This window comes from Streptomyces sp. NPDC051109 (genome assembly GCF_044455885.1).
Taxonomy (GTDB): domain Bacteria; phylum Actinomycetota; class Actinomycetes; order Streptomycetales; family Streptomycetaceae; genus Streptomyces.
The window spans coordinates 1-11,354 of sequence record NZ_JBITFF010000053.1; the positions used below are offsets into that span (position 1 = coordinate 1).

The window sequence follows — 11,354 nt, forward strand, 5'->3', positions numbered from 1 at the left end:
CCCAGATCAAGTGGGGCCTGGACTACATGAACTCCCGCTACGGCAGCCCCGTCGGCGCCTGGAACTTCTGGCAGACCCACCACTGGTACTAAGCCACCAGTGACCGCCTGACGGCGCGAGCAGAGGCACGAGCAGTGCGAAGGCCCCGGGGGCCGGACCTCCCCAGGTCCGGCCACCGGGGCCTTCTGTTTCCCATCCCACAGGGTCCGTGCGGCGGGCGCCGCCAGAGCGGGTGTCCGGCGCCGCCTAGAGCCGCTGGATGATCGTCCCGGTCGCCAGCGCGCCGCCCGCGCACATGGTGATCAGGGCGAATTCCTTGTCCCGGCGCTCCAGCTCGTGCAGTGCGGTGGTGATCAGCCGGGCGCCGGTCGCGCCGACGGGGTGGCCGAGCGCGATGCCGCCGCCGTTGACGTTGACCTTCTCCAGGTCCTGTTCGAAGACCTGGGCCCAGCTGAGGACGACGGAGGCGAACGCTTCGTTGATCTCGACGAGGTCGATGTCCTTGAGGGACATCCCGGCCTTGCCGAGCACGGCCCGCGTCGCGTCGATCGGCCCGTCCAGGTGGTAGTGCGGGTCGGCGCCGACGAGCGTCTGGGCGACGATCCGGGCGCGCGGCCTGAGCTTGAGCGCGCGGGCCATCTTGCGCGAGGCCCACATCACGGCGGCGGCCCCGTCCGATATCTGCGAGGAGTTCCCGGCGGTGTGCACGGCGGTCGGCATGACCGGCTTGAGCCGGGCCAGCGCCTCCATGCTGGTGTCGCGCAGGCCCTCGTCGCGGTCGACCAGCCGCCACATGCCCTGCCCGGCGCCCTGCTCCTCCTCCGTCGTCGGGACCTGGACGGCGAAGGTCTCCCGCTTGAACCGCTCCTCGGCCCATGCCGCGGCGGCCCGCTCCTGGGAGAGCAGCCCGAGCCGGTCGACGTCCTCGCGGGTCAGACCCCGGTGGCGGGCGATCCGCTCGGCGGCCTCGAACTGGTTGGGGAGGTCGACGTTCCACTCGTCCGGGAAGGGCTTGCCCGGCCCGTGCTTGGAGCCCGAGCCCAGCGGCACCCGGCTCATCGCCTCGACGCCGCAGGCGATGCCGATGTCCATGACCCCGCCGGAGATCATGTTGGCGACCATGTGGTTGGCCTGCTGGGAGCTGCCGCACTGGCAGTCCACGGTCGTCGCGGCGGTCTCGTACGGCAGGCCCATGGCGAGCCAGGCGTTGCGCGCCGGGTTCATGGACTGCTCGCCGGCGTGGGTGACGGTGCCGCCGACGATCTGCTCGACGCAGTCGGGCTGGATTCCGGTCCGGGCGAGGAGTTCGCGGTACGTCTCACCGAGCAGGTAGGCGGGATGGAGGTTGGCGAGCGCGCCCCCGCGCTTGCCGATGGGGGTGCGTACGGCTTCGACGATGACGGGTTCCGCGGCCATGAGCTCGTCCTCTCCTGCACTGTGCCGACGCGGCGGGCCGTCCCGGCGCCCCGCCCGAACTAGTACGCGTTCTAGTTCTCCCCGCAGTCTTATGACCTGCGACCCCGGCACGCAAGGGTCTTGCACGTGCCTTACACGGATTCCACACGCAACAGTTGGCGCGAGGGACCTTGTCACTTCTAGAACTCGTTACTACCTTCAAGCCAACTTCTGATGGGCCGTCAGACCTTGGAGTCGCCCGATGTCGTGTCCCGCGCTGCCCGAAGGCTTCGACGCCACCGATCCCGACCTGCTCCAGGACCGCGTCCCGTTCCCCGAGTTCGCACAGCTGCGGCAGACCGCACCCGTGTGGTGGTGCCCCCAGCGGCGGGGCGTCACCGGCTTCGACGACGACGGCTACTGGGTCGTGACCCGGCACGCGGACGTCAAGTACGTCTCCACGCACCCCGAGTTGTTCTCCTCGACCACCAACACGGCGATCATCCGCTTCAACGAGCACATCCAGCGCGAACAGATAGACGCCCAACGCCTGATCATGCTGAACATGGACCCGCCGGAACACACCCGCGTACGCCAGATCGTGCAGCGCGGTTTCACCCCGCGGGCCATCCGCGGCCTGGAGGGCGCCCTGCGCGACCGGGCCCGGAAGATCGTCACGGAGGCGCTGGCCGCCTCCGCCGACGGCAGCTTCGACTTCGTCACCCAGGTCGCGTGCGAGCTTCCGCTCCAGGCCATCGCCGAGCTGATCGGCGTACCGCAGGAGGACCGGCTGCGCATCTTCGACTGGTCGAACAAGATGATCGCGTACGACGACCCCGAGTACGCGATCACGGAGGAAGTCGGGTCCAACGCGGCGATGGAGCTCATCGGCTACGCCATGAACCTGTCCGCCGCCCGCAAGGAGTGCCCGGCCAAGGACATCGTCACGCAGCTCGTGGCCGCCGAGGGCCAGGGCAACCTGGGCTCCGACGAGTTCGGCTTCTTCGTGCTGCTGCTCGCGGTCGCCGGCAACGAGACCACGCGCAACGCCATCAGCCACGGCATGCACGCCTTCCTGACCCACCCGGAGCAGTGGGAGCTGTACAAGGCGACCCGGCCGGCGACGGCCGCCGAGGAGATCGTCCGCTGGGCCACCCCGGTGGTGTCCTTCCAGCGCACCGCCACCCGGGACACCGAGCTGGGCGGGCAGAAGATCAAGGCGGGCGACCGGGTGGGGCTGTTCTACTCCTCCGCCAACCACGACCCCGAGGTGTTCACCGACCCCGACCGCTTCGACATCACCCGCGACCCGAACCCGCACCTGGGGTTCGGCGGCGGCGGCCCGCACTTCTGCCTCGGCAAGTCCCTGGCCATCATGGAGATCGACCTGATCTTCAACGCGCTGGCCGATTCGCTGCCCGACCTGCGGCTGGCCGGGCAGGAGCCGCGGCGGCTGCGGGCGGCCTGGCTCAACGGCATCAAGGAGCTCCGGGTCAGCCACGGTTGACGGCCGGCCCGTGGTCCGCGACGGCAGGGGCCGCTCCTCCCACGCCCCGGCCCCCGCCGTCCGCGGAACTTCCGTCGGGTCCGGCTGCGTCCGGGGCATTGTCCCGGGGGCGGCCTGCCGTCAGACTGCGCGGATGAACCTTCAGGCAAGCGGGCCTGCCGACTGCGTGGAAGCGCGCTGGCAGCGCCTGCCGACGACATGGCGGCTGATGCACGAACGGGGCGGTTCCCCGGTCCTGAGCCGGGGCGTGCTCGCGCTGATCGACGCCGCCTCCGCAGAACCGTCCCTGCGCCGGCTCTACCCGTTCACCAGCCACTTCACCCTGTGGTTCAGCGCCCGCACCAGCCACCCCTTCGAGGTGGCGGCGCCTGCGGTCGAGCCGCTGCGCGACGGCCGGTTCCGCGTCCTGAGCCCGACCCAGAAGCGCGTGATCGGCGAGGCCGACACCGCGGAGGCGGCGGTCGCCCTCGTCGTGGCGGGACTGGCCGAGGCCCCGGGCCCGGACGCCTGATCCGTACGAGGGCCCGGCATGACCCGCACGACGGGCACGGCACGACCCGCACGACGGGGCACGCCCTGATCCGCAGGGCCGACAGGCGCCGCTCCGCAGGGCCGGCAGGCGCCGATCGCGCCCGAGTGGCGCACCGGCCGCACCCGGCGGATCCTGACAACGCGGCGATCCACCGAAGGGGTGCCGGGACGGGTACGAGACCCTCCCGGCACCCCTTCGCCGCCCGTTCGCCCGCTCCCTACGCCCGCGTACGCGTCGCGGCGCGCACCCGCTCCGGCTCGCGCGGGCGCGGCACGCTCAGCCCGGCCGGCAAGACGGCCCCGCGCGGCCCCGACAGTACGTAGACCAGCCCGAATCCGGCGGTCACGACGACCGCGCCGCCGACCGCGTCGAGCACCCAGTGGTTGGCGGTGGCGACGATCGCGCACACCGTGATCAGCGGGTGCAGCGCCCCGAGGAGCTTCTGCCAGCCCTTCGGCGCCAGCGTGATGATCACGATCCCGCACCACAGCGACCAGCCGAAGTGCAGCGAGGGCATCGCCGCGTACTGGTTGGAGATGGCGGTCATCGCCCCGTACTGCGGATGGGCCAGATCCTGGGGTCCGTGCACGGTGTCTATGAAGCCGAGGCCGGGCATGAGCCGCGGCGGCGCCAGCGGGTACAGCCAGAAGCCGACGAGCGCGAGGACGGTGGCCAGGCCCAGCGAGGCGCGGGCCCAGCGGTAGTCGCCCGGCCTGCGCCAGTACAGGACCGCCAGGATGGTCAGCGGCACCACGAAGTGGAACGACGTGTAGTAGAAGTTGAAGAACTTCTCCAGCCAGGGCGTGTGCACCACGGCGTGGTTGACGGCGCGCTCGATGTCGATGCCCAGCGCCTGCTCGACGGCGTGGATCTGGCTGCCGTGCCCTTCGGCGAGGCTGCGGCTGCTGGGCGCGGCGGCCCGGATGTGCGAGTACAGGGAGTACCCCACCCGTATCAGCAGCAGCTCCAGCAACAGGTTGGGGCGCGAGAGCACGCGCCGCCAGAACGGCATGAGCGGCACCCGCGCCCACCGGGCGGCGGCCGGGCGGACGTACGCCGTCGGGACGGGCTCGCGCCAGTACGGCGAGGAGCGCGGCAGGAACGGCACCGCGCAGGCGGCCGCCAGCGCGGCGAGCAGCAGCACGTTGTCCCGTACGGGGGCCAGGGCGGCCAGGTTGGGCAGCAGCACGTCGCTGGGCAGGGTCATGGCGAGCACCACGGCCACCGGCCACACCGGCCGGTCCGCCGCCCGCTTGCCGACCTTGCCGGCCACCGCGAGCAGCACCCACAGCAGCTGGTGGCGCCAGCCGGTCGGGGCCACGGCGACGGCCACGCAGCCGGTGACGGCGACGGCGAGCAGCAGCTGGCCGTCGAGGGCGTAGCGGGCGGCGCGGCGCAGGCCGACCCAGCCGATCCCGGCCGCGAGGGCCACGTACAGCAGGATCTCGCCGGGACCGCTCAGGCCGAGCCGCAGCAGTGCGCCGTGCACGGACTGGTTGGCCAGGCCGTCGGGGGCGCCGCCGAGCCCGGTCCCGGCGAGGTGCTGGACCCAGTAGGTCCAGGAGTCGCGCGGCAGGGCGGCCCAGGACAGGGCGGTGGCCGCGGCGAAGGTCACGGCTGCGGCTTTGGCGGTGGGGCGGCGGCCGGTGAGCCACAGCAGCGGCGCGAAGAGCAGCAGGGCCGGCTGGAGCGCGGCGGCGAGGCCGACGAGGAACCCGGCCGGGCGCTCGCCGGGTACCCGGAACACGGCCAGCAGCACCAGCAGGACGGGCAGGACGGCGGTCTGGCCCGGCGAGGCGGCCTCGCGGACCGGCAGCGACACCATCATCAGGCCGACCAGTACGGGCGCGGCCAGCAGCGCGGTGCGCCGCGGCACGGGGTCGGGCAGGCCGCGCGCGGCGACCAGCCCGACGGCGGCGACGAGCAGCAGCGTCACGCAGGTCCAGGCCACCTCCAGGGAGGGCGCCGCGAGACCGAGGAACGGCTTCAGGACCAGCCCGGCGAAGGGGGTCCCGGTGAACTGGCCGCCGTCGTACAGCGACCCGGGGAAGGCGCTGGGGAGCCGGAACTCGCCCAGCCACTCGCCCGGTGGCACGCGCAGCACGGCGGCGGCCTGTCTGACGGCGAGGACACCGGCCAGCGCCCACAGGAGGAACCGTGCCGCCCCCAGCCTGCCGCTACCGCCTATGACCCCGGCATGTCCGTTCGCACCGCTGTGCTCTGCCGCGTTAGCCACGCCTCGCCGGCCTCCCGCCCTGTTGACCGCAACCCTGACTTCGCCTGGCTGCCGCGTTTCGTGCACCACTTCATTACCGGGGACGACGATATCCCCCACGGGATCCCTAGGATGGCGGGCATGAGCATCGTGAAGATCAACGCACTGACCGTGCCCGCCGAGCAGCGGGAAGTCCTGGAGCAGCGGTTCGCCTCGCGCGCGGGCGCCGTGGAGGGTTCGGACGGGTTCGAGTGGTTCGAGCTGCTGCGTCCCGTCGAGGGCACGGACCAGTACCTGGTGTACACGCGGTGGCGGTCGGAGGAGGACTTCCAGGCGTGGATGGAGGGGCCCATGAAGGCGGCGCACCAGGGCGGGGGCTCGGGCGAGCGCCCGAAGCCGGCGGCTTCGGGGTCGTCGGTGTGGTCGTTCGAGGTCGTACAGCAGGCGGCGCCGAAGCCGCAGGGCTGAGCGGGGCGGGGCGAGGAGGCCGGGCGGCCGGGGCGGTCAGGGGCGGCCGGGGCGGTCGGGGGCCGGTCGGGGCCGGTCGGCGGATCCCGGCTGCCGGATCAGCCCCAGAAACGGTCCTCCTCGTCGATGTCCTGCGTGCACTGGTCGATGTCGCTGATCTTCCCGCCGACGATCGTGAAGAAGAGGCCCACCTGGATCTCGAGGCCGTGGTCGCCGCGGTCGCCGCGCGCCGTGTGGAAGGCCATGACGTGGCCGCGCCCGTCGACCAGCACCGTGTGCAGATCGACCCGGAGGGTCCCGTTCGTCTCCGTGCCGAACCGCCGGTAGAGGTCGAGGACCGCCTCCCGGCCCTTGTGGTGCCCCGAGAGGGGGTTGCTGCCGGGCACGTGGTGGATGACGTCGGCCGTCATCAGCGTGCCCAGCGTCTCCAAGTCGCCCTTGCCGAAAGCCTCGTAGCCGCGGCGGATCAGGGCAGCGTCAGGGTGTTCGGACATGGCGTTCCCGCCCTCCGTCTGGGAGATGTGCGTCTTTTCCTATCATCAGCCCGTACCTGTGGATATTCCACGCGGCGGGATGCCCACGGACTCCACAATGGCGCCATGGACACCAACAGCATGAGCACCGGATCCACCCCTGCCTCGACCGGCAACTGGATCGTCACCGCCGAGCACTTCGCCACGCCGGACGCCACCGCGCTGCGCCGCGCGTACTACGCGGAGGTCGCCGGCCGGTACTGGAAACGGCCCGTGACGGAGGCGGAGACCGACGAGGGCCTACGGGACGACCCGGCCGACGGCCTCGCCCCGCCGACGGGCCATTTCGTGGTCGGCCGGCTGGACGGCACACCCCGGGCCTGCGGCGGCATACGACTCCTCGACCCCGCCACCGCCGAGCTCACGAGGGTGTATGTGGACCCGCGCGCCCGCGGGACCGGCGGCGGGGCCGCGCTGCTCACGGCCCTTGAGTCGGCGGCCCGCGCCCTGGGCGCCGAGCGGGTCCGCCTCGACACCCGCTCGGACCTGGTGGAGGCCCGAGCCCTGTATGCGCGCCAGGGCTACACGGAGATACCGGCGTACAACGCGGGCCCGTACGCGGAGCACTGGTTCGAAAAGCCCCTGCCCTGAGCCGGGTCGGGGTCAGGGCGCGGCGTGGTCGCGGCGGGCCTCGGCGTCGTAGGGCTCCTCGGCGTCGGATCCGCAGAGCTCCGCGTTGATCTCCTTGACCAGCTTGACCAGGTCGGTCGGCCGGTCCGGGCCCCACCAGTCGCCGAGCAGTTCGGCGAGCGACTCCTCGCGGGCCTCGGCGAGCTTCCCGGCGGCCTCCCGGCCGCGGTCGGTCATGACCAGTGGCAGCCCGTCCCGTACGGCCAGTCCGCGCTCTTCGAGCTGGCGGGCGGCGTCCGTGATCACCTTCACCGGCACGGAGGTCCGCTCCGCGAGCATCCCGGGCTCGGCGGAGCCGTACTTCTTGATCCGCAGCAGCAGCCAGCTCGCCGCGGGCAGCAGGTCGAAGCCGGCCTTCTCGGTGATCTTCTCGTAGACGTGGCGGCGGCCCTCACGGGTGCCGAGGACGGTCAGCGCGCGGGCGACCTCGTCGCGGGAGGAGCGGTGGACGGGATTGGAGGCGAGGGTCTCGGTGACGTCGGGCGCGGTGACCGAGCCGCGGAGCACGTCCTCCTTGAGGAACCAGGCGGTGACGAAGGCGACGAGGACGACGGGCACGGCGTAGAGGAACACGTCGGTGATGGAGGAGGCGTACGCGTCGAGCACGCGCGGCTGCAGCCCGGCGGGCAGCCGTCCGACGGCCCGTGGATCGGCCTCGACCAGCGCCGCCGTACCGGGCGGCACCGGAAGCCCGGTGAAGGCGGTGGCGAGCTTGCCGTCGAGCTGGTGGGTGAAGACCGTGCCGAAGATCGCGACGCCGAAGGAGGCGCCGATGGAGCGGAAGAAGGTGGCCCCGGAGGTGGCGACGCCGAGGTCGGCGTAACTGACGGCGTTCTGCACGACCAGTACCAGCACCTGCATGACCAGGCCCAGTCCGGTGCCGAAGACGAAGAAGTAGATGCTCATCTCCCAGGTGCCGCTGGTGCGCTGCAGCTGGTGCAGCAGGAGCAGTCCGATCGCGGTCACGCCCGTGCCCGCGATCGGGAAGACCTTCCACCGTCCGGTGCGGCTGACGATCTGGCCGGAGGCGGTGGAGGAGATCAGCATGCCGAGCACCATCGGCAGCATGTGGACGCCGGACAAGGTGGGCGAGACACCCTGGACCACTTGGAGGAAGGTCGGCAGGTAGACCATCGCGCCGAACATCGCGAACCCGATGACGAAGCTGATCACCGAGCAGAGGGTGAAGGTGCGGATCCTGAACAGTCCCAGCGGCAGGACGGGTTCGACGGCCCGCCGCTCGACGAAGAGGAAGACGGCCAGCAGTACGGCGCCCAGGACGGCCAGGCCGACGATCCGGTCCGAGCCCCAGCCCCAGGTGCCGCCGAGGGAGGCGACGAGCACGAGGCAGGTGGCGACGCAGGCGATCAGGAACGTGCCCAGGTAGTCGATGGTGTGCTTCGACCGCCGCCTGGGGATGTGCAGGACCGCGGCGATGACGACGAGCGCGACGAGACCGATGGGGAGGTTGATGTAGAAGACCCAGCGCCAGGACAGGTTGTCGACGAACAGGCCGCCCAGCAGCGGTCCGAGGACACTGGTCGCGCCGAAGACGGCACCGAAGAGGCCTTGGTACTTGCCGCGCTCGCGGGGCGGGACGATGTCGCCGACGATCGCCATGGACAGCACGATCAGTCCGCCGCCGCCCAGGCCCTGCAGGGCGCGGAACCCGATGAGCTGCGGCATGTCCTGGGCGATCCCGCACAGCGCCGATCCGATGAGGAAGAGCACGATGGCGCCCTGGAACAGCTTCTTGCGTCCGTACTGGTCGCCGAGCTTGCCCCACAGCGGCGTGGCGGCGGTGGAGGCCAGTATGTACGCGGTGACGACCCAGGACAGGTGCGCCATCCCTCCCAGCTCGCTGACGATCGTCGGCAGGGCGGTGGAGACGATGGTCTGGTCGAGGGCGGCGATCAGCAGGCCGAGCAGCAGGGCGCCGATGGAGACGAGGACCTCGCGGGAGGCGTGCTCGGCGGTGGGGCCGGACGGCTGCGGTTCGGGACCGGGTCCCGCGGCTTCCGTGGTCACATCCTGAGCCATCCGCTCCTCCTCGGGCCGGATCAACATGTCCATCCTGAGCGGTGTGGCCGGATATGGCCTCTCGGGCGGGTTGGGCGGGCCCCGGAGGGTCTGCATAATCGCAGGCAATGGCCAGGGAGGGATTCCAGTGAGCGCTGAGCGCTGTCCAGAATGCGACGCCGTGGGCGTCGACTGCGGGTGCGCGCCGGGGGTCGGTTTCGAGCCACTGCGCATCCGTCCGTACGTGACGCTCCCCGAGCCGCGCCAGTCCGAGGACCCGCCGCCCCCGCAGCAGGTGCGGGGTGTGCTGGCCGGCCCCGCGGGCGGGTACGCCCGAGGAGTGGAGACGCCGCCGGAGGGTGACACCCCGGCGTACGGCATCACCGTGGCCTGGCCGGACTCCCCGCCGCAGGCGGGCTGGCCGGCCGAGACGGTCCGGCTCCGGGCGGCCGACCCGGCAGCCGGCACCCGAAACGGAGTGGGGGGCGGGGGGAGGGGCGGGGGGCCCGAAAAGCTGTCCGGCCGCACTCGCCGCCGGCGGCTCCCGACGATCCTGGCCGGCGCCGGCACGGTGGTCGCCGTGGGCACCGCGGCCCTGGCGTTGGGGATGCTCCCGCGCTCGGGCGACAGCGACACCGTCCTGCTGGACGCCAAGCCGTCGGCGCCCGCCCCGAGCCTGGCTCCGGCCGGCCCCACGCAGCCGACGGCCGCGCACAGCGCCTCCCGCTCCGCCTCGGCCTCCGCTTCGCCCTCGCCGAGCGCCTCCAAGTCGGCGTCGTCTTCCGCGTCGCCCACCGCCTCCCGCAGCCCCGCGCCCGCGTCCCCGACCCAGTCGGCGAGCACGAGCCGCGCGCCGAGCTCACCTCCGCCGCCCCCGAAGGCACCGACGCTGAGGTACGGGGATTCGGGCCCTGAGGTGGAGAAGATGCAGCGGCTCCTCGCAGGGCGCGGCCTGTACCGGGGAAAGATCAACGGCAGGTTCGACGACCGTACGGAGAACGCGGTCTCGGAGTTCCAGTGGCGCAACAACATCGACGAGGACTGGGGCGTCTACGGTCCCGAGACCCGTCGGGCCCTGGAGGGCACGGGCTGACCGCTCACAGGGGTGTACGGGCCCGGGTGGCGCGGACCGCCCCTGGTTTTGTATCGTGTAGGAACAAAGTGGTTCCGCCCGCAACCCCTGACCGGTGGGCGGAACCGCTTGTTCTCTTTCCCGCCCCGTCTGGAGCACCGCCGATGTCGGCCACCACCAGCACGAAGACCACCGCCTCCGTCGTCCTCACCACCAGGGCCCTGCTCCTGGACATGGACGGCACCCTCGTCAACTCGGACGCGGTGGTCGAGCGCTGCTGGCGCGACTGGGCCGTGTCCCACGGGCTGGATCCGGAGGAAGCGCTCAAGGTCGTCCACGGCCGGCAGGGTTACGCCACGATGGCCATCCTGCTGCCGGAGCGCCCGGTGGAGCTCAATTACGCCGAGAACGCCGAGATGCTCGCCCGCGAGACCGCCGACACCGACGGCGTGGTCCCCGTCGGCGGAGCCGCGGAGTTCATGGCGGCGATCGACGGGCTGCCGCACGCCCTGGTCACCTCGGCCGACGCGGCCCTGGCCACGGCCCGGATGACCGCCGCCGGCCTGCGCATGCCCGAGGTACGAGTCACGGCCGAGTCCGTCAAGGCCAGCAAGCCGGACCCCGAGGGCTTCCTCATGGGCGCCGCCGAACTGGGCGTGGACCCCGCCGACTGCATCGTCTTCGAGGACTCGGCAGCAGGGATCGCCGCGGGCCTGGCCGCCGGCATGCGCGTGATCGGCATAGGCCCCCGAGCCGCAGCCCACGCCCCGACGGCCCACGTCCCCGACCTGACCTCGATCCGGGTGACCACGACCCCGGGCGGCTCGATCCGACTGACGCTGGCCACAGAGACCTGAGCCGGCCCGGGAGGCGGGCCGGCGGGGGCATCGGGGTCACCGGGGGCGGAGCTGCGGCCTGGTGGGGTCAGTGGGAGTCCGGGGGTTTCCCGGCAGTCCACTGTCCTTCCGTGTCGGTCCGGGCCG

The 11,354-nt window shown here is 72.2% G+C and carries 10 protein-coding genes and 1 pseudogene; 7 read left to right on the plus strand and 4 right to left on the minus strand.

Annotated elements, in window-relative coordinates; all coding sequences use genetic code 11:
- A pseudogene (locus tag ACIBAD_RS37140) lies at positions 1-92 on the plus strand (lytic transglycosylase domain-containing protein); the annotation flags it as partial.
- 154 nt (positions 93-246) lie between these two features.
- Here the strand turns inward: ACIBAD_RS37140 and ACIBAD_RS37145 are convergent.
- Positions 247-1,416 carry a steroid 3-ketoacyl-CoA thiolase gene (locus tag ACIBAD_RS37145; RefSeq protein ID WP_030163191.1) on the minus strand — a complete coding sequence of 390 codons (1,170 nt, stop codon included), beginning with the start codon at positions 1,414-1,416 and terminating at the stop codon, positions 247-249.
- A 241-nt stretch (positions 1,417-1,657) separates the two neighbouring features.
- On the opposite strand from ACIBAD_RS37145, the gene ACIBAD_RS37150 reads away from it, so the two are divergent.
- Together ACIBAD_RS37150 and ACIBAD_RS37155 are read left to right on the plus strand one after the other, a co-directional pair.
- Positions 1,658-2,902 (plus strand): cytochrome P450, encoded by a 1,245-nt coding sequence (locus tag ACIBAD_RS37150; protein WP_398911450.1) that lies wholly within the window; start codon positions 1,658-1,660, stop codon positions 2,900-2,902.
- 133 nt (positions 2,903-3,035) lie between these two features.
- The gene (locus tag ACIBAD_RS37155) at positions 3,036-3,413 is read left to right on the plus strand and encodes a DUF6193 family natural product biosynthesis protein (RefSeq protein ID WP_134075245.1); all 378 of its coding nucleotides are present in this window, start codon (positions 3,036-3,038) and stop codon (positions 3,411-3,413) included.
- Positions 3,414-3,651: 238 nt separating this feature from the next.
- On the opposite strand, the gene ACIBAD_RS37160 is transcribed toward ACIBAD_RS37155, so the two are convergent.
- Entirely contained in the window at positions 3,652-5,670 is a 2,019-nt protein-coding gene (locus ACIBAD_RS37160; RefSeq protein ID WP_398911453.1) for a bifunctional glycosyltransferase 87/phosphatase PAP2 family protein, read from the minus strand.
- 120 nt (positions 5,671-5,790) lie between these two features.
- Here ACIBAD_RS37160 and ACIBAD_RS37165 point away from each other — a divergent pair, with 120 nt between their 5' ends.
- Entirely contained in the window at positions 5,791-6,117 is a 327-nt protein-coding gene (locus ACIBAD_RS37165) for an antibiotic biosynthesis monooxygenase (protein ID WP_134075247.1), read from the plus strand.
- Positions 6,118-6,215: 98 nt separating this feature from the next.
- On the opposite strand, the gene ACIBAD_RS37170 is transcribed toward ACIBAD_RS37165, so the two are convergent.
- On the minus strand, positions 6,216-6,611 hold the full coding sequence (locus tag ACIBAD_RS37170) for a nuclear transport factor 2 family protein (protein ID WP_134075248.1): 396 nt from the start codon (positions 6,609-6,611) through the stop codon (positions 6,216-6,218).
- 105 nt (positions 6,612-6,716) lie between these two features.
- On the opposite strand from ACIBAD_RS37170, the gene ACIBAD_RS37175 reads away from it, so the two are divergent.
- The gene (locus tag ACIBAD_RS37175) at positions 6,717-7,241 is read left to right on the plus strand and encodes a GNAT family N-acetyltransferase (RefSeq protein ID WP_398911455.1); all 525 of its coding nucleotides are present in this window, start codon (positions 6,717-6,719) and stop codon (positions 7,239-7,241) included.
- Between the two features lie 12 nt (positions 7,242-7,253).
- Here ACIBAD_RS37175 and ACIBAD_RS37180 read toward each other — a convergent pair whose 3' ends face one another.
- Positions 7,254-9,320: an MFS transporter gene (locus ACIBAD_RS37180; RefSeq protein ID WP_134075842.1), complete on the minus strand. Its 2,067-nt coding sequence runs from the start codon at positions 9,318-9,320 to the stop codon at positions 7,254-7,256.
- Positions 9,321-9,447: 127 nt separating this feature from the next.
- Here ACIBAD_RS37180 and ACIBAD_RS37185 point away from each other — a divergent pair, with 127 nt between their 5' ends.
- The gene (locus tag ACIBAD_RS37185; protein WP_398911457.1) at positions 9,448-10,392 is read left to right on the plus strand and encodes a peptidoglycan-binding protein; all 945 of its coding nucleotides are present in this window, start codon (positions 9,448-9,450) and stop codon (positions 10,390-10,392) included.
- A gap of 143 nt (positions 10,393-10,535) precedes the next feature.
- The gene (locus tag ACIBAD_RS37190; protein ID WP_398911458.1) at positions 10,536-11,228 is read left to right on the plus strand and encodes an HAD-IA family hydrolase; all 693 of its coding nucleotides are present in this window, start codon (positions 10,536-10,538) and stop codon (positions 11,226-11,228) included.
- Positions 11,229-11,354 lie beyond the last annotated feature (126 nt).